Below are 25,779 nucleotides of genomic sequence, written 5' to 3' on the forward strand. Positions count from 1 at the left end.
CCTCTCCTTCACTGGAGAGAGTTCGCACGAACGCGACTTCAGCCGTATTCTCCACCCGCCGGAACGGGGGCTGCAATCACCTCGTTCGCGTGACGGCGAGTGAGCGGGCGAGGTTCGTCGACCTCAGCGGTGCGCGTCCTCCTGGTCGTGCTCCTCGATGTCGCGGCCGAGGTCGTCCTCGATGAGCAGGTCGCGGCGCACGTGGTCGGTGCGGTACGCCGACCGGCCGAGCATGTGCGCGGTCATCGGCTGCGTGAGCAGCTGGAAGGTCATGACCAGCACGATGGTCGTGAGCACGCCCCACGTCGGCACCTGCAGGAGGATCGCGAGGAGCACGGCGGCGAGGCCGACCACCTGCGGTTTCGTCGCGGCGTGCAGGCGGGTGAGCACGTCGGGGAACCGGACGATGCCGATGCCGGCGGCCATGGACAGGAAGGCGCTCACCAGGATGAGCACGCCGACGACGATCTCGGTGGCGTTCACGAGGCATCCTGCTTCGCCATGAACCGGGCGATGGAGATCGAACCGACGACCGCGAACATCGCGAGGATGAGCATGACCACGAGGGTGTCGGTGTGCTTGTTGATCGCCATCTCGGCGCCGAGCGCGCAGATCGCGATGGCGAGCAGCACGTCGGTCGCGAGCGCCCGGTCGAGGATCGACGGCCCGCGGATGATGCGGAAGACCGCCGCGAGCGCGCCGATGCCGAACATGACGCCAGCGATGACGCTGACGACGGTGAGGAAGGTCATGGGGTCCGTCCCTTCTCGGCGGCGCGCCGCGCGCGCTGCTCCTTCCGCACGGCGACCGCCTGGGCGTGCGTGCCGATCGCGAGCACGATGCGCTCCTCGGTGCCGAGCACCCCGCGCCTGGTGCGCTCGATGTCGGCCTCGGTGCGGGTGCCGAGCGCGTGCAGGTAGAGCAGTCCCCGCTCGCGGTCGATGTCGACCACGACGGTGCCCGGCACGACCGAGATCGCCTCGGCGGTGAGGGTCGTGACGAGGTCGGAGCGGGTGAGCAGCTGCACGGCGATGATCGAGTTCATCGGCTTCCACCGCGGGTTCACGGCGAGGAACGCGACCTGGAGCGACGCGACGACGACGTCGAACATCATGCGCAGGCCGAGCAGCAGGCCGCGCCACGGGTTGAAGCGTCCGCTGAGGAGCACGGGCGGCAGGTAGAGCACGCGCGTGACGGCGATCGCGAGGATCACGCCCGTCACGACCGTGAGCGTGTCGACGTGGTCCCAGAGGAAGAGCCACAGGGCGACGAGTCCGATGAGCAGCGGCAGCTGCCGCCACACCGACCGCCAGCGCGACACCTCGAGCTCGGGCCGGCTCATCGGATGCCTCCGGGGAACACGAGGGAGACGTACGCCTCGGGGTTGACGAGGTCGAACGAGGCGCGGTCGGTCAGGTCGAAGAGCGGACCCGCGAAGACCGTCAGCAGCACCGTGACCACCACGAGCGTGGTGGTCGCCGCGACCATGAGCACGGGGGTCGTGCGCGTCGCGGTGACGGTGGCGCCCTCGGGCGCCTCCTGCACCGAGCCGAGCAGCACCGACTCGTAGCCCTCGAGTTCGCCGCGTCCGCGCCAGAACGCCATGTTCCAGAACCGCGTCAGGGCGTACAGTGTGATGAGCGAGGTGGCGGCGCCCGCGGCGATCACGGCCCAGGTCAGCCAGGCCATGCCCGCGGCATCCGCTGCGCCCGCCTGCTCGGCCCCGGCGAGGAAGAGCCCCGTCTTGCCGAGGAAGCCCGAGAACGGCGGGATGCCGCCGAGGTTCAGCGCCGGGATGAAGAACAGGATCGCGAGGAAGGGCGACGCCTTGAGCAGCCCCGCGAGCCGGTTGATGGAGGTCGCGCCGCCGAAGCGCTCGATGAGTCCGGTCGTCAGGAACAGCGTCGTCTGCACGGTGATGTGGTGCACCACGTAGTAGATCGTGGACGCGAGGCCGAGCTGCGTGCCCACGGCGATGCCGAAGATCATGTAGCCGATGTGGCTCACGAGCGTGAACGAGAGGAGTCGCTTGATGTCGGCCTGCGTGAGCGCGCCGAGGATGCCGATGAGCATCGTGAGCCCGCCGACGACCATGAGCAGCACCGTGAGGTCGCTCTCGGTGAAGATCACGGTCTCGGTGCGGATGATCGCGTAGACGCCGACCTTCGTGAGCAGGCCGGCGAACACGGCGGTGACCGGTGCGGGCGCGGTCGGGTAGGAGTCGGGCAGCCAGAACGACAGCGGGAACACTGCGGCCTTGATGCCGAACGCGATGAGCAGCAGCAGGTGCAGGATGAGCTGCACGCCGTCGGGGAGCTCGGCCAGGCGCACCGAGAGCTGCGCGATGTTCACGGTGCCGGTCGCGCCGTAGACGAGTGCGATCGCCGAGAGGAAGAACAGCGACGAGACGAGGCTCACGATGATGTACGTGACGCCCGCGCGGATGCGCTCGCCCGTGCCGCCGAGCGTGAGCAGCACGTAGCTCGCGGACAGCAGGATCTCGAACCCGACGTACAGGTTGAACAGGTCGCCCGCGATGAACGCGTTGAACACGCCCGCCGACAGGATGAGGTAGCTCGGGTGGAAGATCGACACCGGCGTCTCGCGGTGGCGGTCGGCGACGCCCTGGCCGACGGCGTACACGAGCACCACGAGCAGGACGATCGCGGAGATGAGCAGCATGATCGCCGACAGGCGGTCGACGACGAGCACGATGCCGTACGGCGCCGGCCACGCGCCGATCGACACCACGGTCGACTCGCCCGCGTCGACGGCGCCGAGCAGCACGGCGGCGATCACCGTCACGGTGCCGAGCACGCCAGCGCTCACGGCCATCTGCGCGCGGCGGTGGCGGCCGAGGATGAGCGCGGTCGCCGCCCCGAGCAGGGGCAGCAGCACCACGAGCGGCACGAGCACGGCGGTCATCGCTCATCACCCCCGTCGCTGCGGTCGCGGGCGGATGCCTCGAGCTCCAGCTCCTCCTCGAACCCCTCGTCGGGCTCCTCGTCGCTCGCGTCGATGATCTCCTGGATCGCCGCGTCATCGGCCGCGGAGCTGCGGATGAGGTCGGCGGCCTCCTCGGCGTCCTGCACGTCCTCCTCCTCGTCGTCGACGAGGTCGCCCTTCGTGCCGAGCTGGGCGAGCCACCACGAACGGTAGATGAGCGCGAGCATGAAGGCCGTGATGCCGAGGTTGATGACGATCGCGGTCAGCACGAACGCCTGCGGCAGGGGGTCGGAGATCTCGTCGGGGTCGACGCCCTCGCCCAGGATCGGCGCGAGGCCCGGGGTGCCGCTCATGAGGTAGATGAGGATGTTCACGGCGTTGCCGACGAGCAGGAACCCGATGAGCACGCGGGTGAGGCTGCGCTCGAGCATGATCGAGATGCCCGCGCCGAAGAGCACGGCCATGAGCACGACGAGCGTGAGCGAGGCGGTCATCGGCGCACCTCCTCGGCGGTGTCGGGGGCGTGGTCGGTCGTCGTCAGCGGGGTCTCGAGCTCGGCGTCGAGGTGCTCGGGGCGCTCGGCGATCTCGGGCCCCTCGCCCTGCTCGAGGTCGGCACCGGCCGCCGCGCCGCCGCGGTCGAGGTCGCCGCCCTCCTCGCTCTCGTCGCCGGCCAGCTCCTCCTGGCGGTCGACCTCCCCGCCGAGCGAGCGGAGGATGTCGAGCACGAGGCCGACGACCACGAGGTAGACGCCGATGTCGAACAGCGTCGAGGTGCCGATCGAGATGGTGCCGATGAGCGGCAGCTCGGCCTCGAACCACGCCGACTCGAGCGGGGCGCCGCCGAACAGCAGCGAGGCCGCCGCGGTGCCTGCGGCGAGCAGCAGGCCCGTGCCGAGCAGGCGCCCGGCGTCGACCGGGGCCGCCTCGCCGAGCTCGTAGCGCCCGCCCGCGAGGTAGCGGGCGACGAGCGCGAGGCCGGCGAGCAGGCCGCCCGCGAAGCCGCCGCCCGGGGCGTTGTGGCCCACGAAGAGCAGGTAGACCGACACGATGATCGCGGGGTGGAACAGCAGTCGCACGAGCACCTCGATGAGGATCGAGCGGTTGCGCGGCGAGAGCGTGCGGCCGGCGAGGAGCCACGTCTGCCGGGTCGAGGCGGCCTCGCCCGCGGCATCCGTCTCGCCCTCGGTGTCTGCGAGGCTCGTGCGCGGGGCGCGGATGCTCGACGCCTGCTCCGGCACCGGCTGCAGCCGCTCGCGGCGGCTCACGGGGACGTCGAGCTCCGTGAGGTCGAGTCGCGGCGCGCCGCCCGTGCGGCCGGAGACGAAGATGAGGCTCGCGACGCCGGTGGCGACCGCGACGAGCACCGAGATCTCGCCGAGCGTGTCCCAGGCGCGGATGTCGACGAGCATCACGTTCACGATGTTCTTGCCGTGCGCCTCGATCGCCAACGCCGGCAGCCCCTCGGCGATGGTCGGCTCGATGCGGGCGCCGAGCGCCACGAGGCCGATGATCCCCATCACGATGCCGGCCAGCGCTCCGATGATGCCGCGGGCGACCTTGTGCACGGGAGGGTTGCGCTGCGCGATCTGCTTGGGGAGACGGCGCAGCACCAGCACGAACACCACGAGCACGATCGTCTCGACGAGGGCCTGGGTCAGGGCGAGGTCGGGCGCGCCCGACATGCCGAACAGCAGCACCAGCCCGTAGCCCGTGACGCTCACGAGCAGCACCGCCGTCATGCGCTGCTTCACGGTCGCGGCCGCGAGTCCCGCGATCGCCATGACGAACGCGAGGAACGGCTGCGCCGGGTAGTCCCAGAGCCGCACGCCGTCGGGCCAGGCGGTGTTCATGACGGATGCCGCGCCGAGCCCGCCGATGAACACGGCCACGATGATCGCCAGGTAGCCGGGCAGCCCGCGGTGCTGGATCGCGGTCGTGACCGCCGCCGCGACGCGGTCGACGACGGAGACGATGCCGAGGTAGCCGCGCGCCGAGTCGACCATCGGGGCCACCGCGGCCTGCAGGCGGGCGACGCGCACGCGGCCCCAGACGAGCAGCGCGCCGAGCGCGAAGACCGTGAGCGAGATCCAGAGCGCGGGCTCGAGGCCGTGCCAGAGCGCGAGGTGGTAGTCGTGCGGGCCGGGCAGCTCGTCGGCGTAGGCGGCGAGCAGGGGCTCGATCGCCGGGATCGCGAACGCCGCGACGAGGCTCGCCGCCGAGAGGATGCCGGGCGCCATGCCGATGAGCGGCGACTCCGCGTGCAGCGGCGTCGGCTCGACGCCGGGGCGGGTCCAGAACGCACCCCACACGAAGCGCACGGAGTACGCGACCGTGAGCACCGAGCCCAGGAACGCGCCCACCAGCGCGACCCACGCCCACGACTCGCCGGCCGCCGCGGCCTCGAGGAAGGCCGTGAAGACGGCCTCCTTCGCGACGAACCCGAGCAGTGGCGGGATGCCCGCCATCGACGCGGCGGCGAGGATCGCGATGGTCGCGATCACGGGCATGCGGCGGCCGAGCCCCGAGAGCTTGCGCCAGTCGCGCGTGCCGGCGGCGTGGTCGACGATGCCGACCACGAGGAAGAGGGCGGCCTTGAACAGCGCGTGCGCGAGCAGCAGCGTGACGCCGGCGAGCGCCGCGTCGCGCGTGCCGTAGCCGGTGACGAGCACGAGGAAGCCGAGCTGGCTCACCGTGCCGTAGGCGAGCAGGAGCTTGAGGTCGTACTGGCGCAGCGCCCGCCAGCCGCCGACGAGCATCGTGAGCACGCCGAGTCCGATGACGATCGGATGCCACACCGTCAGGTCGGCGTACCCGGGCGCCATGCGCGCCACCAGGTACACGCCCGCCTTCACCATCGCCGCGGCGTGCAGGTACGCCGACACCGGCGTGGGGGCGGCCATGGCCGCGGGGAGCCAGAAGTGGAACGGCACGAGCGCGCTCTTCGAGATGGCCCCGACGAGCACGAGTGCGATGCCCCACTCGCCGGCCGCGCCGGTCACGGGGTGCGCCACGAGCTCCGAGAGCGAGGTGGTGCCGCCCGCGACGACGAGCAGCACGAGGCCCACGAGCATCGCGAGGCCGCCGAACGTGGTGACGGTGAGGGCCTGCAGGGCCGCGCCTCGACTCTCCTTGCGGCCCGTGTAGTGGCCGATGAGGAGGTACGAGAGCACGCTCGTCGCTTCCCAGAAGATGAACAGCAGGAACACGTCATCTGCGGTGACGAGGCCGAGCATCACGCCCGCGAACGCGAGGAGGAGCGCGGCGAACCGGCCGAGCGCGGGCTCGTCGTCGCGGAAGTAGTGCGTGCAGTAGAGGAGCACGAGCGCGCCGACGCCGGTGACGATGAGGGCGAGGAGGAGCGCGAGGGCGTCGAGGCGGAACGACAGCGCGATGCCGAGCTGCGGGATCCACGGCACGACCTCGACGACCGGCGTGCCCGCGAGGACCCCCGGCAGCCACGTGAGGAGCAGGACGAAGACCGCGGCGGGCACCAGCGCGATGATCGGGAAGACCCGGCGGCCGAGCAGCCTCGTTGCGAGCGGCGTGAGGAGCGCGACGACGCCGAATGCGACGAGGCTGGCGATCATCCGACCTCCCGAGCCTCGCGCAACATTCCGTCCGATCAGTCTACCGAAGGCCGGAGAGTGTTTAGATCGATTTATCGTCGCTTCATAAAGAAGCCAAAGACTCATAAACTCGGGGCGTGGACGCCGTCAGCAATCCGTACACACCCAATGCCGGGGCGACGCCCGAGATCGTGGTCGGACGAGACGACCAGCTCGAGGCGTTCACCGTCCTGCTTCAGCGCCTCGAGCGGGGTCGCACCGAGCAGTCCATGGTCATCACGGGTCTCCGCGGGGTCGGCAAGACCGTCCTCCTCGGCAGGTTCGGCGAGATCGCACGCGCTGCCGGGTGGGAGGTCGTGGAGATCGAGGCGAGCAAGCACGACGACACGCGCTTCCGCCAGGCGATGTTCTCGCAGCTCAAGGCCGCCCTGCTCCGCCTCTCGCCGCGGGCGCGGTGGACGGATCGAGCGCGTCGCGCCGGGGAGGTGCTGAGCGCCTTCGCGGTCTCCGTCGACCAGAAGGGCACGTTCAGCGTCAGCTGGGATGTGCCCGCCGCCGAGGGCGCCGGCGATCACGGCGACCTCTCGATGGACCTGACCGACGTGTTCGTCGCCGTGGGGGAGGCGGCCGAGGAGCAGGACCGGGGCGTCGCGCTCCTCGTCGACGAGGTCCAGTTCCTGGGGCGGAGCCAGCTCGAGGCGCTCATCCAGGCCGTGCACAAGACCGTCCAGCGCCGCCTGCCGATCACCTTCGTCGGGGCGGGCCTGCCGCAGATCGCGGAGCTGGCCGGCGACGCGAAGAGCTATGCGGAACGCCTCTTCACGTTCCCCTCGGTCGGGTCGCTCGACGACGACGACGCGAGGAAGGCGCTCATCGAGCCCGCGCTCCTCGAAGGCGTGACGTTCGACGACGATGCGGTGAAGCTCGCCATCCGCATCACCCAGGGATATCCGTACTTCATCCAGGAGCTCGGCTACCAGGTCTGGGGCGTCGCGACCGAGCACCGCATCCGGCGAGCCGACGTGGCGGCGGCTCGGGAGGCGTACGAGGCCAAGCTCGACGGGTCGTTCTTCCGCGTCCGCCTCGATCGGGCCACCCCGCTGCAGACCGCGTACCTGCGGGCGATGGCCGAACTCGGCCCGAAACCGCAGAAGGCATCGGATGTCGCGCGGGTCATGGGGCGGGAATCGACCCAGCTCGGGCCGACCCGTGCCGAGCTGATCGACATGGGCCTGCTGTACACGCCCGAGCACGGCTATGCCGCGTTCACGGTTCCCGACTTCGACGCCTTCATGCTGCGGGCCGTGCCCGAGCTCCACGTGCCCGAGATCCAGAAGCGGAAGCGGAGAGAACCCTGATGACCGCGTCTCCCATGCCGATCCTCATCACCGCCGACGACCTCGCCCGTCGCCTCGACGACGAGCGGACCGCAGGGTCGGACACCCGCACGGTCGTGCTCGACGTGCGCTGGTCGCTCGCCGTGCCCGACGGACGACCGGCATTCCTGACAGGGCATATCCCCGGCGCCGTCTACGTCGACCTCGACCACGACCTCGCCGACCACTCGGTGACCGGACGTGGGCGGCACCCGCTGCCGGCGGAGGCGGCGTTCACCGAGGCCATGCGCTCGTGGGGCCTGCGCGACGGCGACACCGCGGTGGTCATGGACGACCTCGGGAACCAGTCCGCGGCGCGAGCGTGGTGGCTGCTGCGCTACGCCGGGTTCGGCGACGTGCGGATGCTCGACGGTGGGCTCCGGGCCTGGGCCGCGGCGGGGCATCCGCTCGAGGAGGGCACGACCACCGCCGAACGCGGCGACGCCACCGCGCACTTCGGCGCGATGCCGGTCATCGACGCCGACGGCGTGGCCGCCCTGCCGGCGACCGGCGTCGTGCTCGATTCGCGCGCGGCGGAGCGATATCGGGGCGAGGTCGAGCCCATCGACCCGCGCGCCGGCCACGTGCCCGGCGCGCGCTCCGCGCCCACCGCGGCGAACCTCGACGCCGACGGGCGCTTCCTCGCGCCCGACGAACTGCGTGCGAAGTATGCCGCGCTCGGCATCGAGCACGGCACGGCCACGGCGGCCTACTGCGGCTCGGGCGTCACGGCGGCGCACCAGGTCGCGGCCCTCGCGCTCGCCGGCATCGACGCGGCGCTCTTCCCCGGCTCATGGAGCCAGTGGTCGAACGAGCCCGGGCGCCCGGTCGCGACCGGGGACGAGCCCGGCGACTCCGTGCCAACCGTCGGGGGCTCGCAGAACTAGGCGGGGCGGCGTCCGACGGCGATGATCGTCGTGGCGTCGACGGCGTGCACGTCCGCGTCGGCGATCGCCCTGAGGTACCGCTCCCGCACCGTGTCGAGCTCCGATTCGTCGAGCCCGTCGACCAGTCCGTGCAGCCCGGTGCCCTGCACGAGGAGCCAGGCGACTTCGGGGGTGAGGTCGACGTGCCGCTGCACGGCCTCGGCCCGCACGTCGACGAGGCCGAGTTCGGTCAGCCAGTGCGCGAGGCTCCCGGCCGTGTCCGCTGCGACGACGGTGTGCGGAGGCTCGGCGGCGCCGTCGGATTCCTCGTCGGCTCCTTCCTCAGGCTCCTCGTCGGACTCGCCGGCCGCGGCCGATCCGCCGGCCGCCGCCGATCCGCCGGCCGCGGCGGCGAGCAGTCCGGGCAGCGGATCCAGCGAGTCGCGCGCCCAGACCGCGATCACGACGCGACCGCCCGGCTGGGCGCGATCGACCAGGTGACGCATCCCCGCGGTGACGTCGTCGAACGCCGCGATGCCGAGCACGCACTGCACGAGGTCGTAGCCGTCGGGCGCCCACCCGGCCGGATCGGCGACGTGCAGCTGCAGCTGCGGCATCCGCTCGCCGGCGCGCTCGCGGGCCAGCTCGACCAGCGACGCCATCGGCTCGACGGCGTCGACGAGCCCGCCGATGCCCACGAGCTCGGCCGTCGGCAACGCGGATGCCCCGTCGCGCGCGTACGCGTCGAGCACGCGTTCATCGAACTGCGGATGCGACCGCAGGAGCACGGCCGTGGAGATCGTGTCCCAGAGCACCTCGTCGAGTCCGGCGACGGATGCCGCGGACTCGGTGAACTCCCCTGCGGAATCGGGTACGGTCGTCGTGTCCCCCATCTGCCCATTCTCGTCCTGATCCGGCGGAAATCCGAAGTCTCAGGCAATCGAGAGCCAGCACCGGGCAGACTGGCAGTTCGCGCTTCCGATCGAAACGAGAATCCCCGTCATGAACCGTGCCCTGCGCCGCACTGCGCCTGTCGCACTCGCCGCCGCCGCCGCGCTCGTCCTCGCGGGCTGCGCCGCCGGCCCCGGACCCGAGACCACGACCCCGGCCGCGGCCGACTGCATGGACGTGCCGTCCGGGTCGCTCAGCGACAGCGTGAAGGTCGAGGGCGACTTCGGCGCTTCGCCGACGGCGACGTTCACGACGCCGCTCGAGGCCGATGAGCTCGAGCGCACGGTCCTCATCGAGGGCGACGGCGAGGTGACCAAGGCCGGCGACGACGTGAACGCGATCGTGAGCGCGTTCTCGGGCACCACCGGCGAGCAGGCCTTCTCGCAGCCGGCCACCATCACGGCGGGCGACGACAGCGTGTTCGACGCGTTCCTCGCGGGCATCGACTGCGTGCCCACCGGCTCGCGCACCGTCACGGTCGCGCCGGCCTCCACGCTCTACGGCGAGCAGGGGAACGAGACCATCGGCATCGCGCCGAACGAGACCGTCGTCATCGTGGTCGACGTGCAGGAGCCGCTCAAGCCCGCCGAGTGGAAGAAGGACGTGCCCGAGGTGAAGTTCGGCGCCGAGGGCGAGCCGCCCACGGTGACCCTGCCCGACACGGCCCCGCCCGCCGAGTACCAGCTCAAGGTGCTCGAGGAGGGCGACGGCGCCGAGGTGCAGTCCGGCGACAACGTGACGCTGCACTACCAGGGCACCAGCTGGGACACGGGCGAGGTCTTCGACCAGTCCTACGGTGGCGACCCGGCGCAGTTCACGACCGACGCGGTCATCCAGGGCTTCGGCGCTGCGCTCGTCGGCCAGAAGGTCGGCACGAAGCTCATCGTCACGATCCCGCCGCAGTACGGCTACGGCACCGACCCGAACGGCGGCGAGCTCGCCGGCCAGACGCTGGTGTTCGTCGTCGAGATCATCGACACCGCGCCCGCGACGGAGCAGGGCCAGTAGGCACGTCGGGCGGCCGTCGCGCGACCGCGCGTCACGGCCGCCCGGCCAGCCCGCCGAACCCGGAGGTGAGGCCCCACCAGTAGACCGCCGCGATCGCGCACCACGAGAGCACGACGAAGGCGGTGTCGCGAGCGCGCCAGCGGCTGACCGTGCGCTCGGTGCGCGTGGGGTGCGCGCCGAACGCCCGCGCGTCCATCGCGAGGGCGACGCGTTCGGCGTGGCGGATCGCGCCGGCGAGCAGCGGGATCGCGACCGCGAGGGTGCGACGCACCGCGGCGATCGGGCCGCGTCCGTGGTCGAGGCCGCGCACGCGCTGCGCCGCGCGGATCACCTCGAGCTCGTGCCCGAACCGCGGCACGAAGCGCAGCGCCGCGAGCGCGGTGTAGCCGATCCGGTAGGGAACGCGGAGGTTCTGCACGAGGGCGCGTACGAGCTCGGGACCCCTGGTGGTCAGCCCGGCGATGAGGCTCAGCACGAGCAGCGCCGCGATGCGCAGCGCGGTGGCGAGCCCGATGAGGTACGCCGCGAGCGTGAATTCCCAGCCGCCGATCTCGACGAGCACGACGGATGCCCCGGGGCTCCCGGTCGGGATCCGGCTCGGGTCGACCCACAGCCCGAAGCTGACGCCGAGCACGGCGACGAGCACGGGCAGGCCGATGAGGAGCAGCGCGACCCAGCGCGCCCGGAGCCGGGCGCCGATGAGCAGCACCGCGAGCGACAGCAGGATGAGCACCGTCGGGATCGCCAGGCCGCGCGTGAAGATGAGCGCGATGATGGCGGGCAGCGGCGCGGCGAGCTTCGCGAGCGGGTTGAGCGCGGAGAGGAATCCGGCCCGCGGCGCGCGACGCTCGGCGTAGGGGTCGACGACGGTGCTCGCCGTGCCGGTGTCCGCCGGGGGACGGCTGTCGGCGCCCCCGGCGTCGGGCACGCGCGCTTGCCGCGCCTCGCGGGCCTCGCGGGCCTCGGCCGAGGCGGTCATGCGGCGCCTCCCGACGATCCCGGCCGCCGCGACGGCAGCTGCGACATCCGCGTGACCGCATGCCACTCGGGATGCCGCGCGAGCCCGCGGGTCGCGCGCGCGAGCGGCGGGTGGCGGAGCCCGGCCTCGTCGATGAGCGGCCCGGCGAGCACCTCGGCGGTGGGTCCGGAACCGAGCAGGCGACCGTCGGCCATGACGGCCACGCGCGTGGCGTAGTCGGCGACCAACTGCAGGTCGTGCGTCACGACGAGCACGGTCGTGCCCTCCTCGTGCAGCGCGCGCAGCACGTCGAGCAGCTCCGCCGCGCGCTCGCGGTCCTGGCCGAACGTCGGCTCGTCGAGCGCGATGACCGGCGCACCGGCGATGAGGGCCGTGCCGACCGACAGGCGGCGCTTCTGCCCGCCCGAGAGCAGGAACGGATGCTGGCCCCGGAGCTCGCCGAGGCCGAAGCGCTCGAGCATGCGGGCGACCTCGCCCGCGCGTTCGGGCTCGGGCACGTCCTGCACCCGCAGGCTCGTCTCGAGCTCGTCCTCGACGGTGGTGGCGACGAACTGGTGCTCCGGGTTCTGGAAGACGAACCCGATCCGGCGGCTCCGCTCACGCGAATCGGCGCGCTGCGGGTCGAGGCCGAGCACGTCGACGGTGCCGGATGCCGCCGGGATGACGCCCGCGACGGCCTGCAGCAGGCTCGTCTTGCCGGCGCCGTTCGTGCCGACGACGGCGAGGAACTCGCCGGCCGCCACGTCGAGATCGACGTCGTGCACCACGACCGGACCGCGGCGACCGCCCCGGCGCACGGAGAGCCCGCGGACGCGGATGGCGGGGGCGGGGGCAGGGCCGGGGGCAGTCTCCGCCGCCGCCGCCGCCGGCGCCGCCTGCCCGCCCGCCATATCGACCAGCGGCGCGGGCAGGTCCTCGACCGCGTCGAGTGCGGCGGCGAGCTCGGCGGGCGTGAGCGGCAGTGGATCGAGCGCGACGCCCGCGGCGCGGAGCCGCATCGCCGCGAGCGTGGAGACGGGGAGCCAGACGCCGAGGCCGAGCAGCTCCTCGACGTGGTCGCGGAGCACCTCGCGCACGGGTCCGTCGAACGCGAGACGGCCCTCGGCGTCGAGCACGACCACCCGGTCGACGATGTCGACGGCGGCGTCGAGGTTGTGCTCGACGAGCACGATCGCGTGGTCGCGCGTCGACGCGAGCTCGCGCAGCACGGCGTAGACCTCGTCGATGCCGGCGGGGTCGAGGTTGGCGGTCGGCTCGTCGAGCACGAGCACGGGCGCCGCCATCGCGAGCGCGCAGGCGATGGCCAGGCGCTGCCGACCGCCGCCCGAGAGTCGATCGGGATTGTCGGCCCGCCGCTCCCAGAGCCCGACGAGCTTGAGCGCCCGTTCGGCGCGTGCGAGCACCTCGTGGGCGGGCACGAGCTGGTTCTCGGGGCCGAAGCACACCTCGTCGAGGAGCGTGCCGGTGACCACCTGCGCGTCGGGGTCCTGGAACACCATCGCGACGTGCGCGCTGAGCACGCCGACCGGATGCTCCCGGCTGTCGAGCCCGGCGATCGAGACCGTGCCGTCGAGCGCCGCGGGCACGGCGTGCGGCACGAGGCCGTCGAGCGCGAGCGCCAGCGTGGACTTGCCGCAACCCGACGGTCCGAGCACGAGCACGACCTCGCCCGGCCGCACCGCGAGGCTCACGCCGTCGGGCGTCGCGCGGGTCGCACCGTCGTGGCGGATGCGCACGGCATCGAGCTCGAGCAGGGGAGCGGTCATCGGGAGTCCCGGTCGTGCCGGCTGCCGCCGGCGGGTAGGCGTCGCCGACGGTGTCGGCTTAGGACAGCCTAACCTTTCGCCTTCGGGCCGGGCGAGGCGCGGCATCCGCCCCGTTGCCCGGCCCGACGGACGCGTCAGCCGACCGGCGTCTCGAGTCGCAGCGAGGCGGCGATGACGGATGCCTCGAGCTCGGCCTCGATCAGGTCGAACGTGTCGTAGTCGCGGATCCGGGCGGCCATCGCGCGGGCCCGATCCCGGTAGGTGCGGTCGGCGAGCACCTCGTCGACCGCCTTCGCGACCGCGGCCGCGGTGGGCGTTCCGGTGCGGAGGTTCACGCCGACGCCCGACCACTGCACGCGCATCGAGACCTCGGGCTTGTCCTCGGTGTCGCCGGCCGCGACGATCGGGACGCCGTGGCTCAGGGCGTACTGGGTGCCGCCGAAGCCCGCGTTCGTGACGAACACGTCGGTCTTCGGCAGGAGGAGGTCGTAGGGGAGGAACTCCGCGGCGCGCGCATTGCCCGGCAGCTCGCCGAGCTCCTCGACCGGACGACCGCCGGTCGCCACGACCACGAGCACGTCGCGGTCGGCGAGCGCGTCGAGCGTCGGACGCACGAGCCGGTCGAAGTCCTTGTTGTCGATCGTGCCCTGGGTGACGTGCACGACCGGGCGGTCGCCGTCCAGCTCGTTCCACCACGACGGCAGGGCCGCGTCGGCCGGAGCGGGCGGCAGCACCGTGCCCACGAAGCGCACATTCGGGCTGAGATCTCCGCGGGGGTACTCGAACTCGGCGGGCGAGAGCTGCAGGAAGCGGTCGCACTTGCGGGTCGAGTCGAACACGAACGTGTCGAGGCCCGAGCGGCCGAGGTCGCGCATGATCTGCTGCGCGAGGGCCTGCGTCTTGCGGAACACCACCTTCGTCACGAGCCCGTTGAGGACGCGGTTCCGGAGCCGGCCGAACGCGCCCGGCTTCGGCGCGAGGCCGAATCCGGCGGGCGCCGTGTCGACGCTGAGCTGCACGAGGGGGATCACGCCGACGCCGAGTATCGGCGGCCGCGTGGCGGGGTCGTCCAGCAGCAGCGGCACGATGCCGGCGAACGCGCCCTCCGCGAGGATCGCGTCGGGCCCGAGCTCGGCGATGGCCTGTTCGAGGGCGCGGTACTGGTCGGGCACGGGGCGCACGAACATGGTCTGCACGTCGTACTCGAGCTTCGCGATGCCGTGGTGGCGGTCGCGGTCGGGCAGGAGGTCCTGCATGATGCGGTCGTCGTAGTCGGCGGTGCCGACCAAGGGGCGGTGGTCGGCGCCGGCGGTCAGCACGGCGTCGCGGAAGCGCGATCCGGTGAGCACGGTGACGTCGTGGCCGCGGCCGACGAGGTCGCGGGCGATGGCGATCATGGGCGCCACGTGACCCTGGATGGGGCTGGCGCAGAGGAGGTAGGTGGACATGAGCAGCGAAGCTATCCAGCCCGGGGAACCCTCGACAAGCGATTCGGGCGGGTTTCGGGGTTGGCCCCACCGGGTTTCAGGGCTGGCACCGAGCTGTGGGTTCGCTGGGGCTCCCTGCACCCCCGTCGAAGTGGGGAATGCCCCGGTCAGCCCCGATGTTGTACCAATGTCCGGACGTGGAGCCACCACGTCGGAGCGGCGTGGGAGGACCACGCCGGAAGGAGGAGAACGTGGGCATCAGCTACGTCGAGTTCGAGGACGAGAACGGGGTGCTGCGGCGTTACCGCAAGCACGTGAACGGTCGCGGCCTCGTCGCAACGACCGCGAAGGTGGACCCCAGCGCGTTCGTGGACCCGACCGCCTACGTCGACCCGGGCGCCGAGGTGCAGCGCAACGCGAACATCGGTCCGGGCGGCTGGGTCGATCGCGACGCCATCGTCGCGGAGCGCGCCGTGATCGGCGTGCGCGCGCACGTCGGACGCCGCGCCGTCGTGGGCCGGAACGCCGTCGTCGGTCCCTACGCCGAGATCGGCGCCGACGCACGCGTGCAGAACGGCGCGCGCGTGCCGCGCGAGGCCACGATCGCCGAGGGCGCGGAGTTCCGTGCGTCGAGCGACGACCTGCGCCGGCTCGGTCTGGCGGCCTGAGCCGCGACGAGTAGACATGGATGCCCCGGGGTGCACAGGCCCGGGGCATCTGCATTTCCCACGGTCGTACGGCTCCGCGGGTCGAGGAGCGCCGGAGGCGCGTCTCGAAACCCGCTTGCGCATGGGTTTCGAGACGCCCGCTGCGCGGGCTCCTCAACCCACGGGGGTGGACAGTTCCCGCGCCAGCAACTCCAGCGTCTGCTCGCGTCCCGGCGCGGCATCCGTCGGCTCGGACTCGTACGCTCCCGCGATCGGCGACACCATGACCTCGTCGACGCCGTGCCGCTCGGCGAAGCGCCGGAGCTCGGCGGCCGCCGTCGCGGCATCCGCGATGACCCAGCGTCGGCGCATGCCCGCGATGAGCTCGTCGGCCATCGAGTCGGCGGGTGCCGACTGCGCCTCCTCGACGGTCTCGAGCGGACGCATCGGTCGGTTCGTACGCAGCCGCGCCATCGAGCGCAGCTGCGGCAGGGCGCGCGCCTCGGCCTCCTCGACGGTCGGCGCGACCGACGCGTTCATCGTGAGGAACGTGACGGGCGACGGATGCCGCTCGCTCGGCCGGTACTCGGTGCGGTAGAGCTCGAGCGCACGCTCGAGGCCCTCGCCCGAGAAGTGGTTGGCGAACACGTAGGGAAGGCCGAGCTCGGCGGCGAGCTTCGCCGAGTAGTCGCTCGACCCCAGGAGCCACAGCTCGGGCACCTCGCTCGCGGCCGGCGTCGCGGTGATCGGGTACTCGCGTCCGCTCGTGAGGCGCAGCGTCGCGCCGTCGGGCGAGAGCAGGCTCAGGATGTCGGCGACGTGGTCGGGGAACCGGTCGACATCGGCCGTCGGTCCGCTGATCCGCAGCAACTGCGTGATGACGGGATCGCTGCCGGGGGCGCGGCCGATGCCGAGGTCGATGCGTCCGGGCGCGAGCGCCTCGAGCGCGGCGAACTGCTCGGCGACGACGAGTGGCGCGTGGTTCGGCAGCATCACGCCGCCCGAGCCGACCCGGATGCGCTCGGTCTGCGCCGCGGTCGCGGCGATGAGCACGGGCGGGGTCGTCGACGCGACGGCCGGCATGTTGTGGTGCTCGGCGAACCAGTAGCGCGTGTAGCCGAGGCGGTCGGCGAGCTGCGCGAGGCGCACGGATGCTGCGACCGCCCCCGCGCTGGTCTGGCCGCTGCGCACCGGGACGAGGTCGAGCACGGAGAGGCGGGGCGTGGGAGTCATCCCTCTCGGCAACCGCGGCGCGGGGACCGCTATTCCGCGGACAGGGTTGTCCCTGAGCCGATCGGAGGGATGCCCCTGTCGTCCGTCGGACCCGTTCGTCATGGGATGGAGATCGCGTTCGTGCGCGCCGACGGGATCCCCCGCGGCCGTCCGCCTCCGAAGCGAGGGCCCGGGCCCGCGAAACGCGTGATCCCGAGAGGAACCATCCGTGAACACCCCTGTGCCCGGCGCCGTGACGGCGCCCGCCGACGTCCGCGCCGAGTCCGACGACGTCACCACCTTCTCGCTCCGCGAGGCGCTCGCCCTGCTCGACGACCGCATCGCGGGTCGCGTGCTCATCCCCGGCGACCCCGGCTGGGACGAGGCGCGCTCGGCCTGGAACCTCGCCGTGGACCAGCGCCCGGTCGCCGTCGTCGTCGCGGGCGCCGCCGACGATCTCGTGCAGGCCGTGCGGACCGCGAAGGGCCTCGGGCTCTCGGTCGCCCCGCAGGCGACCGGCCACAACGCCGGCCCGCTCGCCGCGGGCAACGGCCTGGCCGACGCGCTGCTCCTGCGCACGTCGGAGCTGCGCGGCGTGGCGATCGACCCCGAGCTGCGCGTGGCGCGTGTGGAGGCCGGTGCGCTCTGGGGCGACGTCGTCGCCGCGATCGCCCCGCACGGCCTCGCCGCGCTCGCCGGATCCTCGCACGACGTGGGGGTCGTCGGCTACACGCTGGGCGGCGGCATCAGCTGGCTCGGACGGTCGCACGGCCTCGCCGCGAACCAGGTGCTCGCCGTGGAGCTCGTCACCGCCGACGGCGTGCTGCGCCGCATCGACGCCGACCACGACCCCGAGCTGTTCTGGGCGGTGCGCGGCGGCGGCGGCGACTTCGGCGTCGTGACCGCCCTCGAGTTCCGACTCTTCCCGATCGCCGAGATCGTCGCCGGCACCCTGTTCTTCCCGTTGGAGCGCGCCGAGGAGGTGCTGCAGGCCTGGGCGGCGTGGACCGCTTCCGTGCCCGACAGCGTCACCTCGGTCGGCCGCGTGCTGCGGTTCCCGCCCATGCCCGACCTGCCGCCATTCCTCTCCGGCCAGTCGTTCGTGGTCGTCGAGGCCGCGATCCAGGAGTCGCCCGAGCGGGCCGACGAGCTGCTCGCGCCGTTGCGCGCACTCGGCCCCGCGATGGACTCGGTGCACCCGCAGCCGATGCCCGAGCTGCTGCAGTTGCACATGGACCCGCCCGCGCCCGTCCCCGGGTACGGCGACGGCATGCTCCTCACCGAGCTCCCGCCGGCCGCCGTGCGCGCCTTCGTGGCCGCGGCCGGTCCCGACTCGGGCAGCGCCCTGCTCTCGGCCGAGATCCGGCACCTCGGTGGCGGCCTCCGGCCCGAGGCGGCGCACGCCTCCGCGGCCGAGCGCGGCACCCCGGCGCCGGGCGCGGTGGCCGGCCTCGACGCCGAGTACGTCGTGTTCGGCGTGGGGATCGCGGTGCCCGGGGCATCCGAGGCGCTCGCGATGTCGCTCGGCCGGCTGCTCTCTCGCGTCGAGCCCTGGCGTGCACCGCTCGACTACCTCAACTTCGCCGAGCGCGAGCGTTCGGCCGAGCGCATCTTCGGAGAGCGCGTGCACCGCCTGCGCGCGCTGAAGAACGCCGTGGACCCCACGGGCGTGATCCGCTCGAACCACCCCGTGCGTCGGTGACGGGGGGTGTCGCTCGCGCCGCGGCCTTCATAGGCTGGGTGCGAGCGACACCGCTGTCGCGCGATTCCCCGGGGAGGGAACGAATGACGCTCCACTACGAACTGCCCACCACCGCGGACTTCGCCGCGCTGGCCGGCCCGCACCACCCGGCGATCACCATCTACGCGTCCACCTCGCCGGTCGTCAGCGAACGCGAACGGTCCGAGGTGGCCGTGAAGAGCGCGTTCGACGATGCGATCGAACAGGTCAAGGCCTCGGGCGCCTCCGCAGCCGAGGTCGACGAGCTGCGCCGTTCCCGCGACGCGATCGTGCTCGACCAGCAGCTCTGGGGGAACCTCGCCCGGTCGATGGCGATCTTCGTCGCGCCGGGCTTCAGCGAGGTGTTCGTGCTGCCGAACCGCCTCGACGACGCCGTGCACGTCGGCTCGCACTTCACGCTCGGCCAGCTGCTGCGCGCACCCAGCCAGGACCAGGAGGCGTTCGCCGTCGCGATCTCCGCGAACGAGTGGAGCCTCTGGCACGCGACGCCCACCGACCGCGCAGCCCAGATGCCCGTCGAGCCCACGCTGCCGAAGAACGCCGAGGAGGCCGCGAACCGCGAGCCCGGCGGCGCCGGCACGAAGCGCGTCGGCGGCCACGGCGATCGCGGCACGAGCGAGGAGGACAAGCGCGCCGCGACGCTCGACATCTACGCGAAGCGCGTCGCCGACGCGGTCCGCCAGGAGCTCCAGCTCCACGATCCCGACGAGCGCGTGCCCCTCTTCGTGTTCGCGACCGAGCCGACGCTCAGCGGGTTCATGGAGCGCGCGCACAACCACCGCCGCATGGTCGCCGTCCCCGGCGGACCCGACCGGCTCGGCCCCGCCGAGATCGACGAGGCGCTGCGCATGCAGCTCGCGACCCTGAACATCAATGAAGCGGATGCTGCGCTGCACGGCCTCACCGAGGGCAGCGCCGGCCGCGTCGAGCGCGACCTCGCCGCGATCGGGCGCCTCGCGGCGGACGGCGCGGTCGAGACCCTGTGGTTCGACTTCACGACGTCGGTGAACGGCACGCTCGACCAGGAGTCCGGCGCGATCGAGTTCGCCACCGGCAACGGCGAGGGCGAGAGCATGCAGGACGGCACCCTCGCGGGCGACGTGCTGCCGCAGCTCGCGCTGCTCGTGATCGCGAAGGGCGGCAAGGTCGTCACCGTGCGCAGCGACGACCTCGACGACAACGTCTGGTCGGGCCCCGCGATGGCCGAGCTCCGGTACGCGCTGGCGTAGTCGGAGCTCCGAGTCGCCCGGCTGCGTTCGTGCAGCCGGGTCGGTGGGTCAGCCGGTCAGACGGCGGATGCCGCGAGTCGCCCCTGCGCGGCATCCGACCCCCGGCGGGCGCTGCGCCGCCCCTTGGGGAGCGCGGCGACGACGACGGGGATCGTGAACCCCTCGCGCCAGCCGAAGCGGACGACGATCTGACGCGCCCGCGAGTCCTCGACGATCGCCTCGACCGTCGTCTCGGTCACCACCCGCGGGGCCTTGCGCGGCTCGAACTCGCGCAGCTCGAGCCAGAGGGTCTCGGGGTGGGGGACCACGCCGGGGTTCGCGGCGACGAGTCGCAGCTCCCAGCCGCTGGTGGGGCAGAGGCCCGAGCCGGTCACGCGGATGAGGCGGCCGGCGGACGATTCGATCGCGGTCGCCCGGAAGTCGGCGGCGGAGAAGTCGCAGTGGTTCGGCGCAGTCATGTCTCCGACGCTAAGCGCGTCCCGTCGGGTCGTCCTCAGTGCTGGCGCTGAGATGCATCGCCCCTGAGGAAGCGGTTTCCGGCGTACTCGGAGCGACCTAGGCTGGAGCGCATGCGATTCGGAATGTTCGTTCCCCAGGGTTGGCGTCACGATCTCGTCGGCATCGAGCCGGCCGAGCACTGGGACACGATGCGCGGGCTCGCCGAGTTCGCGGATGCCGGACCCTGGGAGTCGATCTGGGTCTACGACCACTTCCACACCGTGCCGGTCGCGAGCGAGACCGAGGCGACGCACGAGGCGTGGACGCTGACGTCCGCGTTCGCCGCGACGACGTCGCGCGTGCGGCTCGGCCAGATGTGCACGTGCATGAGCTACCGCAACCCCGCGTACCTCGCGAAGGTCGCCGCGACGGTCGACGTGATCTCGGGCGGACGCGTCGAGATGGCGATCGGCGGCGGCTGGTACGAGCACGAGTGGCGGGCGTACGGCTACGGGTTCCCGCCCGTCGGCGAGCGGCTCGCGCGGCTCCGCGAGGGCGTCGACATCATGCGCCAGGCGTGGACGACGGGCTCGGCGACGCTCGACGGGAAGCACTACCAGGTCGACGGCGCTATCGTGCGTCCGCTCCCCCTGCAGCCCGGGGGCATCCCGATCTGGATCGCGGGCGCCGGCGAGAAGGTCACGCTGCGCATCGCCGCGCAATACGCGTCGTACACGAACTTCGCCGGTTCGGTGGAGGAGTTCGTGCACCGGAGCGAGGTGCTGCGCGCACACTGCGAGGACCTCGGCACCGACTTCGAGGCGATCACGCGCTCGACGAACTTCAACACCGTCGTCGGCGTCGACGAGGCGGATGTCGCGCGCCGGCTCGACGTCATCGAGGCGCGCGTCGCGCCGTACCTCGGCCCCGCGAAGACCGCGGAGTACATGCACGCCTTCCGGGGACCCGAGGCGTTCGCCGTCGGCACACCGTCGAAGGTCGCGGCGATGCTCGCGGAGCGCCGCGAGGCCGGGCTCGGATACGCGATCCACTACTTCCCCGAGGCGGCCTTCGACCGCTCGGGGCTGGAGCTCTTCGCGAACGAGGTGATCCCGGCGCTGCAGGAGCGCTAGGACCCGCGGGTCGAGGAGCCGCGCAGCGGCCTTGCGAAACCCGCCCGCTGCGGACTACGCCGCGATGGCCTCGTCGAGCTTCGCGCCGAGCTCCGCGTCGGTGGGCTCGGTGAAGTGGGTCCCGTCGGGGAACACGACCACGGGGATCTGCGTGCGGCCGCTGATCGCCTTCGCGCGGTCGGCGCCGTCGACGACGGCCTCGAGGTCGACGTACTCATAGTCCACGCCGCGGCCGTCGAGGAGGGCCTTCGAGCGGCGGCAGTCGCCGCACCAGGCGGCGCCGTACATCGTGATGCGGGCAGGGTTCAGGTCTGACGTTGCAGGGGAAGTCACGAAGAGACCATACGCAGCGAGCCTGTGCGGTATTCCCAGCTTCGGCCTATCGCGTGTTCGGCGCCGGTGGCAGACTCGCCGCATGCGATTCGAGACGGAGCTGCTGCTGGTGGACGGCCGGAACACCGGGATCGAGGTGCCGCCCGAGGTCGTCGAGGCGTTCGGTGCAGGCAAGCGCCCGCCCGTGGTCGTGAACGTGAACGGCTTCGAGTACCGCAGCACGATCGCGCCGATGGGCGGCATGTTCCTGATCCCGTTCAGCTCCGACAAGCGCGCGACGACGGGCCTCGTCGGCGGCGATCGCATCGTCGTGGAACTCGAGCTCGACACGGCGCCGCGCATCGTGGAGCCGCCAGCGGACTTCGCCGAGGCGCTCGACGCGACGCCCGGCGCGCGTGAGGCGTGGGAGAAGCTCTCGCCGAGCCACAAGAAGGCGCACGTCACGGCGATCGAGGGCGCGAAGGCGGCAGAGACGCGCCAGCGCCGGATCGCGAAGACGGTCGAGCAGCTCACGAGCTGAGCCGGCCCGGGCGGGCGGGCGCCCTAGACCGCGACCGACTGGGGCACGTCGGCTCCGACCAGCCGGATGAACGCGCTGAGCTGCGCGACCCCGTCGGGGCGGCGGGGCAGCGTGTCGAGCAGGCCGGGCGAGTAGAGCAGGTAGGCCGCCCACTTCGCTCGGGAGATCGCGACGTTGAGCCGGTTCTTGAGCAGCAGGAACTCGATGCCGCGCGGTGCCGCGCTCGCCGACGATGCGGCGAGCGACACGATCGCGACGGCGGCCTCCTGCCCCTGGAACTTGTCGACCGTGCCGACGGGCACCTCGGGGAAGCCGGCGCGGTCGAGCGCCTCGCGCACCGTGGTGAGCTGCGCGTTGTAGGGCGTCACGACGATGAGGTCGGTCTGGTCGAGCGGCCGGGCGGTCTCCCGGACGGGACCGTCGGCCGTGTCGCGGGCGTCGGACCACTCGCGGCCGAGCAGCGAGGCGACGAGCTCGACCACGAGCTCGGCCTCCTCGGGCGACCAGGTCGTGTTGCCCTCGTGGTCGACCGGGATCGGGCGCACGCCGGGCTCGATGTCCTCGAGGTGCCGGGTCGAGGCGACCGGATGCGAGCGGAGCTCGCCCTGGTAGGCGAGCCGCGACACCGGTGCCGCGACGGAAGGGTGCATCCGTCGGCTCTCGGCGAGGAAGTAGCCGTACTCGGGCGGGAGGACCTCGTGGCCGTCGGCGACCCAGCCGAGCGCGGACGCGTCGACGGGCTCGGGGTGCAGGGCCTGGCTCACCTGCGGCAGCTGCTGCGGGTCGCCGAGCAGCAGCAGGTTGCGCGCGGCAACCGAGACGGCGATCGTCGACGCGAGCGAGAACTGCCCTGCCTCGTCGATGACGAGGAGGTCGAGCGAGCCCCGCGGCACGCGCTTCACGTTGCAGAAGTCCCACGCCGTGCCGCCGATGACGTAGCCCGATGGCCGCTCGGCCGTGAACTTCGACAGGTCGTCCTTCTTGGCGAAGGCGGTGAACACCCGCGACTCCAGCTCGGCCGGATCCTTCACGGCCTTGCCCACGAGCGCGGCGTCGAGGCCGGCCCCCACGACCGCCTCGAGCACGTGCTCGACGACGGCGTGCGACTGCGCGACGACGCCGACCCGCCAGCCGTGCTCGGCGACCAGTCGCGCGATGACGTGCGAGGCCACGTAGGTCTTGCCCGTGCCGGGTGGGCCCTGCACGGCGAGGTACGAGTGCTCGAGTCGACGCACCGACTCGACGACGGCGTCGACGTAGTCGGCGCCGAGCACGGGTGCGAGGCCGCCGGCGGCACGCGGCGCGAGGCGACGCAGCACGTCCATCGCGGGGTTCGAGGGGAGCGACGGCACGGCCGCGGGGATGGGCGCCGCCCACTCCGCGATCGCCGCCTTGAGGGCGCGCGAGTCGGGCGGCCACCCGGGCGTCATCGCCATGGGGAGCGCCGGCCACGTGGCATCCGCGACGCCGACCTCCTCGACGAGCACCCCGGTGTCGGTGACCTCGAGGATGGTGCCGTTCGACCAGGCTCGCTGGCCGGGGCGCAGCGTGCTCGACGGGAACGGCGCCGGCCACTCGTAGAGGAGGAAGACGCTCGCGCCCACGCCGAACCGCGATCCGGGGGCGATGCGCCCGCCGAGCAGCACCTCGCGGCGGGGGTACTGCCGCGTGCCCTCCTCGTACCAGCGCTGCTCGACGCGCGATGCCGCGGGGTCGACGACGAGCACGTCGCGGTGGTTCTCCCACGAGTCGACGGGCTGGTCGACGCGCAGGTAGTGCGACCACCAGAAGCTCTTCGCCTCGCGGTCGTGGTAGTCGATGGCCGCGGCGGACAGGGCGAGCGCGAGCTCGTCGGGCGTGCGTCCGTCGCCGGGCGCAGCCGGACCCACGAGCTCGCGCAGCTGCATCGCCAGTGGCGTCGGCTCGTAGACCTTCGCCGCACCTTCGGCGAGGTAGGCGGGCGGCACGGGCTCGATGTCCTCGCGGCGCGCGATCGCGAGCAGCCAGTCGCGCAGGCGGCGGGTGGACACGCAGTCGTAGCGGTTGTAATCGGCCAGGTCGTCGAGGATGCGCTCGCCCTCGGCGGTCTCGGCCGCGCCGCCCGACTCGACGAGCTGGCGGGCTCGGACGTATTCGGTGATCGAGTCGGCGCCGCTCTTCACGTCGGCCTCGCGGAGCTCGTCGCCCATGTAGAGCGGCTCGAGCTTCTTGATCGAGTACGAGCGGCTGCCCACGCGCACCGACCGCTTCACGATCGGATACAGGTCGACGAGCACGCCGTCGTGCAGCAGCTGGTCGACCTCGGCCTCGCCGACTCCGTGCCGTGCGGCGATGGTCGTGAGGTGCGTGCGCTCGTAGGACGCGTAATGGTAGATGTGCAGGTCGGGATGGGCCTGGCGACGCAGCTTCACGAGCTCGAGGAACTGCAGCAGCGCCTCGCGCTCCTCGGCGAACGAGTGCGCCCAGAGCGCCGTGTACTGCTCTTGCTCGTCGACCATGCCCCAGAGGTAGTCGAGGTTCCACGACGTGGCGTCGCCTTCGGTGTAGAGCGGGTCGCCCTCGAAGTCGAAGAACAGGTCGCCGCGATTCGGCTCGGGGATCGCCGCGAGCGCGGCCGCCTCGCGCACCTCGACCGGCGGCGCGAGGGGCGGATCGTCGGGGCCGCGCTCGCCCGAGGCCTCGGCGGCGAGCCCGGCCGCTTCGGCCACGAGCTGCAGGCGAGCCTGCGCGCGCAGGTTCTCGACCGTCGAGTCGATGAGGTGCGGAACCGACCCGCTCGACGCCGCGAGCCCGTCGATCGTCGTGATGCCGGCCTCGGCGAGCGGCTCGCGCTGGGTGACGCGCAGGCTGCCGACGAGCAGCACGTCGCGGTTGGCCTGCACCTCGAGCTCGCACGTGGGGCAGCGGCCGTCGTGCGTGTAGCGGGGATCGCCCCACGCGACCGGACCGTCGGCGGCGATGCGCTCGTCGACGAGCTGCCGCAGCCGTGCCACGCGCTGCACGTAGACCGGGGTGATGTCGTCGCGCCGGTGCTCGCTGTTCGTGCCGTCGCCGAGCAGCAGCTCGACCACGTCGTCGCTCGGGATGCCGATGCGGTCGAGCTGGGACGCGTAGGCGGCGAGCTGCAGGAGCGCGGTCACGCGGGCGTGCCGGGCGAGCTTCGAGTCCTGCACCCGGTAGCGCCCGTCGGGCCGGCGGACGATGAAGTCGGCGAAGCCGATGAACCCCGCGTCGGCGAACGTCGCCTGGTACACGACCGGAACGCCCGCCTCGAGGGCGGCGCGGGTCGCCTCGACCGCCGCGGCGACCGCCTCGGTGTCGCGCACGTTCGGCTGGGGGATCTCGACGACACCGGCGCCGAACTGCTCGCGGTAACGCGCGAGCACCCGCCGCTCGTGCTCGTCGCCGAGGCGACCCGCGCGCTCGAGCATCGCGTCGGCGTTGGGCTCGAAGAGGGTCTCGCGGCCGAGCTTGACGTCGAGTTCGCGAAGGAACGCGAACTCGCACTCGGACGCCTTCTTCAGGTCGCTCGCGCTGGTGACCACGGAGCCGTCGACGACGAACATTCGGCTCCTTCCCTCGGCTTCGCCACCACGCTAGCGGTCGCGACCGACATCGGCCTGCGGCATCCGCAGGCCC

Annotated in this window: 22 protein-coding genes; 8 read left to right on the forward strand and 14 right to left on the reverse strand. The window is 72.5% G+C overall.

Annotation, left to right across the window (positions count from 1 at the left end):
* Positions 1-123 precede the first annotated feature (123 nt).
* Genes mnhG through ACWGO8_RS10080 form a run of 6 tightly spaced genes read right to left on the reverse strand, consistent with a single transcriptional unit; the run spans position 124 to position 6,535 of the window.
* Positions 124-483 (reverse strand): monovalent cation/H(+) antiporter subunit G, encoded by a 360-nt coding sequence (mnhG, locus tag ACWGO8_RS10055; protein WP_452042919.1) that lies wholly within the window; start codon positions 481-483, stop codon positions 124-126.
* Positions 480-752: a monovalent cation/H+ antiporter complex subunit F gene (locus tag ACWGO8_RS10060; protein ID WP_452042920.1), complete on the reverse strand. Its 273-nt coding sequence runs from the start codon at positions 750-752 to the stop codon at positions 480-482. Before ACWGO8_RS10060 ends, mnhG begins: the two co-directional genes overlap by 4 nt.
* Complete coding sequence (locus ACWGO8_RS10065) at positions 749-1,342, reverse strand: Na+/H+ antiporter subunit E (protein WP_452042921.1); 594 nt, start codon at positions 1,340-1,342, stop codon at positions 749-751. Before ACWGO8_RS10065 ends, ACWGO8_RS10060 begins: the two co-directional genes overlap by 4 nt.
* Positions 1,339-2,925, reverse strand: a complete 1,587-nt coding sequence (locus ACWGO8_RS10070; RefSeq protein WP_452042922.1) for a Na+/H+ antiporter subunit D — start codon at positions 2,923-2,925, stop codon at positions 1,339-1,341. Before ACWGO8_RS10070 ends, ACWGO8_RS10065 begins: the two co-directional genes overlap by 4 nt.
* A complete protein-coding gene (locus ACWGO8_RS10075; protein ID WP_452042923.1) occupies positions 2,922-3,440 on the reverse strand; it encodes a Na(+)/H(+) antiporter subunit C in 519 nt (172 codons plus the stop codon). The genes ACWGO8_RS10070 and ACWGO8_RS10075 overlap by 4 nt, the downstream gene beginning before the upstream one ends.
* Positions 3,437-6,535 (reverse strand): Na+/H+ antiporter subunit A, encoded by a 3,099-nt coding sequence (locus tag ACWGO8_RS10080; protein WP_452042924.1) that lies wholly within the window; start codon positions 6,533-6,535, stop codon positions 3,437-3,439. Before ACWGO8_RS10080 ends, ACWGO8_RS10075 begins: the two co-directional genes overlap by 4 nt.
* Before the next feature lie 116 nt (positions 6,536-6,651).
* Between ACWGO8_RS10080 and ACWGO8_RS10085 the strand changes: the two genes are divergently transcribed.
* Together ACWGO8_RS10085 and ACWGO8_RS10090 are read left to right on the forward strand one after the other, a co-directional pair.
* The gene (locus ACWGO8_RS10085) at positions 6,652-7,872 is read left to right on the forward strand and encodes an AAA family ATPase (protein WP_452042925.1); all 1,221 of its coding nucleotides are present in this window, start codon (positions 6,652-6,654) and stop codon (positions 7,870-7,872) included.
* Positions 7,872-8,777: a sulfurtransferase gene (locus ACWGO8_RS10090; protein WP_452042926.1), complete on the forward strand. Its 906-nt coding sequence runs from the start codon at positions 7,872-7,874 to the stop codon at positions 8,775-8,777. Before ACWGO8_RS10085 ends, ACWGO8_RS10090 begins: the two co-directional genes overlap by 1 nt.
* On the opposite strand, the gene ACWGO8_RS10095 is transcribed toward ACWGO8_RS10090, so the two are convergent.
* On the reverse strand, positions 8,774-9,649 hold the full coding sequence (locus tag ACWGO8_RS10095; RefSeq protein ID WP_452042927.1) for a class I SAM-dependent methyltransferase: 876 nt from the start codon (positions 9,647-9,649) through the stop codon (positions 8,774-8,776). The two genes, ACWGO8_RS10090 and ACWGO8_RS10095, sit on opposite strands and share 4 nt — an antisense overlap.
* 109 nt (positions 9,650-9,758) lie before the next feature.
* Between ACWGO8_RS10095 and ACWGO8_RS10100 the strand changes: the two genes are divergently transcribed.
* Entirely contained in the window at positions 9,759-10,715 is a 957-nt protein-coding gene (locus ACWGO8_RS10100; RefSeq protein ID WP_452042928.1) for an FKBP-type peptidyl-prolyl cis-trans isomerase, read from the forward strand.
* Between the two features lie 31 nt (positions 10,716-10,746).
* On the opposite strand, the gene ACWGO8_RS10105 is transcribed toward ACWGO8_RS10100, so the two are convergent.
* The 3 genes from ACWGO8_RS10105 to ACWGO8_RS10115 all read right to left on the reverse strand — a co-directional run bounded on the left by ACWGO8_RS10105 (position 10,747) and on the right by ACWGO8_RS10115 (position 14,908).
* The gene (locus ACWGO8_RS10105) at positions 10,747-11,694 is read right to left on the reverse strand and encodes an energy-coupling factor transporter transmembrane component T family protein (RefSeq protein ID WP_452042929.1); all 948 of its coding nucleotides are present in this window, start codon (positions 11,692-11,694) and stop codon (positions 10,747-10,749) included.
* Positions 11,691-13,460, reverse strand: coding sequence for an ABC transporter ATP-binding protein (locus ACWGO8_RS10110; protein ID WP_452042930.1), 1,770 nt, complete (start codon positions 13,458-13,460; stop codon positions 11,691-11,693). The genes ACWGO8_RS10105 and ACWGO8_RS10110 overlap by 4 nt, the downstream gene beginning before the upstream one ends.
* A 134-nt stretch (positions 13,461-13,594) precedes the next feature.
* Positions 13,595-14,908, reverse strand: a complete 1,314-nt coding sequence (locus tag ACWGO8_RS10115) for a glycosyltransferase (protein ID WP_452042931.1) — start codon at positions 14,906-14,908, stop codon at positions 13,595-13,597.
* Positions 14,909-15,138: 230 nt separating this feature from the next.
* Here ACWGO8_RS10115 and ACWGO8_RS10120 point away from each other — a divergent pair, with 230 nt between their 5' ends.
* Entirely contained in the window at positions 15,139-15,555 is a 417-nt protein-coding gene (locus tag ACWGO8_RS10120; protein ID WP_452042932.1) for a transferase, read from the forward strand.
* A 153-nt stretch (positions 15,556-15,708) separates the two neighbouring features.
* Here ACWGO8_RS10120 and ACWGO8_RS10125 read toward each other — a convergent pair whose 3' ends face one another.
* Complete coding sequence (locus ACWGO8_RS10125; protein ID WP_452042933.1) at positions 15,709-16,767, reverse strand: LLM class flavin-dependent oxidoreductase; 1,059 nt, start codon at positions 16,765-16,767, stop codon at positions 15,709-15,711.
* 208 nt (positions 16,768-16,975) lie between these two features.
* Between ACWGO8_RS10125 and ACWGO8_RS10130 the strand changes: the two genes are divergently transcribed.
* Together ACWGO8_RS10130 and ACWGO8_RS10135 are read left to right on the forward strand one after the other, a co-directional pair.
* Positions 16,976-18,448, forward strand: coding sequence for an FAD-binding protein (locus ACWGO8_RS10130; RefSeq protein ID WP_452042934.1), 1,473 nt, complete (start codon positions 16,976-16,978; stop codon positions 18,446-18,448).
* Positions 18,449-18,531: 83 nt separating this feature from the next.
* Positions 18,532-19,716 carry a baeRF3 domain-containing protein gene (locus tag ACWGO8_RS10135; protein WP_452042935.1) on the forward strand — a complete coding sequence of 395 codons (1,185 nt, stop codon included), beginning with the start codon at positions 18,532-18,534 and terminating at the stop codon, positions 19,714-19,716.
* A gap of 56 nt (positions 19,717-19,772) precedes the next feature.
* Here the strand turns inward: ACWGO8_RS10135 and ACWGO8_RS10140 are convergent, their stop codons facing one another.
* The gene (locus ACWGO8_RS10140; RefSeq protein WP_452042936.1) at positions 19,773-20,174 is read right to left on the reverse strand and encodes a hypothetical protein; all 402 of its coding nucleotides are present in this window, start codon (positions 20,172-20,174) and stop codon (positions 19,773-19,775) included.
* Between the two features lie 111 nt (positions 20,175-20,285).
* Here ACWGO8_RS10140 and ACWGO8_RS10145 point away from each other — a divergent pair, with 111 nt between their 5' ends.
* Positions 20,286-21,287 (forward strand): LLM class F420-dependent oxidoreductase, encoded by a 1,002-nt coding sequence (locus ACWGO8_RS10145; RefSeq protein WP_452042937.1) that lies wholly within the window; start codon positions 20,286-20,288, stop codon positions 21,285-21,287.
* Positions 21,288-21,341: 54 nt separating this feature from the next.
* Here ACWGO8_RS10145 and ACWGO8_RS10150 read toward each other — a convergent pair whose 3' ends face one another.
* Complete coding sequence (locus ACWGO8_RS10150) at positions 21,342-21,620, reverse strand: glutaredoxin family protein (protein ID WP_452042938.1); 279 nt, start codon at positions 21,618-21,620, stop codon at positions 21,342-21,344.
* Positions 21,621-21,702: 82 nt separating this feature from the next.
* On the opposite strand from ACWGO8_RS10150, the gene ACWGO8_RS10155 reads away from it, so the two are divergent.
* Positions 21,703-22,140: a YdeI/OmpD-associated family protein gene (locus tag ACWGO8_RS10155; protein ID WP_452042939.1), complete on the forward strand. Its 438-nt coding sequence runs from the start codon at positions 21,703-21,705 to the stop codon at positions 22,138-22,140.
* A gap of 23 nt (positions 22,141-22,163) precedes the next feature.
* Here ACWGO8_RS10155 and ACWGO8_RS10160 read toward each other — a convergent pair whose 3' ends face one another.
* Complete coding sequence (locus ACWGO8_RS10160; RefSeq protein ID WP_452042940.1) at positions 22,164-25,706, reverse strand: TM0106 family RecB-like putative nuclease; 3,543 nt, start codon at positions 25,704-25,706, stop codon at positions 22,164-22,166.
* Positions 25,707-25,779: the final 73 nt, after the last annotated feature.

Source organism: Agromyces sp. NPDC055661, from assembly GCF_053618135.1.

Excerpts from the sequence above, each read along its gene's own strand:
- ACWGO8_RS10060 (WP_452042920.1), bottom strand. The coding sequence starts at position 752 with ATGACCTTCCTCACCGTCGTCAGCGTCATCGCTGGCGTCATGTTCGGC.
- ACWGO8_RS10090 (WP_452042926.1), top strand. The coding sequence starts at position 7,872 with ATGACCGCGTCTCCCATGCCGATCCTCATCACCGCCGACGACCTCGCC.
- ACWGO8_RS10155 (WP_452042939.1), top strand. The coding sequence starts at position 21,703 with ATGCGATTCGAGACGGAGCTGCTGCTGGTGGACGGCCGGAACACCGGG.
- ACWGO8_RS10160 (WP_452042940.1), bottom strand. The coding sequence starts at position 25,706 with ATGTTCGTCGTCGACGGCTCCGTGGTCACCAGCGCGAGCGACCTGAAG.
- ACWGO8_RS10115 (WP_452042931.1), bottom strand. The coding sequence starts at position 14,908 with ATGTCCACCTACCTCCTCTGCGCCAGCCCCATCCAGGGTCACGTGGCG.
- ACWGO8_RS10100 (WP_452042928.1), top strand. The coding sequence starts at position 9,759 with ATGAACCGTGCCCTGCGCCGCACTGCGCCTGTCGCACTCGCCGCCGCC.
- ACWGO8_RS10075 (WP_452042923.1), bottom strand. The coding sequence starts at position 3,440 with ATGACCGCCTCGCTCACGCTCGTCGTGCTCATGGCCGTGCTCTTCGGC.
- ACWGO8_RS10140 (WP_452042936.1), bottom strand. The coding sequence starts at position 20,174 with ATGACTGCGCCGAACCACTGCGACTTCTCCGCCGCCGACTTCCGGGCG.
- ACWGO8_RS10065 (WP_452042921.1), bottom strand. The coding sequence starts at position 1,342 with ATGAGCCGGCCCGAGCTCGAGGTGTCGCGCTGGCGGTCGGTGTGGCGG.
- ACWGO8_RS10095 (WP_452042927.1), bottom strand. The coding sequence starts at position 9,649 with ATGGGGGACACGACGACCGTACCCGATTCCGCAGGGGAGTTCACCGAG.
- ACWGO8_RS10125 (WP_452042933.1), bottom strand. The coding sequence starts at position 16,767 with ATGACTCCCACGCCCCGCCTCTCCGTGCTCGACCTCGTCCCGGTGCGC.
- ACWGO8_RS10135 (WP_452042935.1), top strand. The coding sequence starts at position 18,532 with ATGACGCTCCACTACGAACTGCCCACCACCGCGGACTTCGCCGCGCTG.
- ACWGO8_RS10105 (WP_452042929.1), bottom strand. The coding sequence starts at position 11,694 with ATGACCGCCTCGGCCGAGGCCCGCGAGGCCCGCGAGGCGCGGCAAGCG.
- ACWGO8_RS10070 (WP_452042922.1), bottom strand. The coding sequence starts at position 2,925 with ATGACCGCCGTGCTCGTGCCGCTCGTGGTGCTGCTGCCCCTGCTCGGG.
- ACWGO8_RS10080 (WP_452042924.1), bottom strand. The coding sequence starts at position 6,535 with ATGATCGCCAGCCTCGTCGCATTCGGCGTCGTCGCGCTCCTCACGCCG.
- ACWGO8_RS10145 (WP_452042937.1), top strand. The coding sequence starts at position 20,286 with ATGCGATTCGGAATGTTCGTTCCCCAGGGTTGGCGTCACGATCTCGTC.
- ACWGO8_RS10110 (WP_452042930.1), bottom strand. The coding sequence starts at position 13,460 with ATGACCGCTCCCCTGCTCGAGCTCGATGCCGTGCGCATCCGCCACGAC.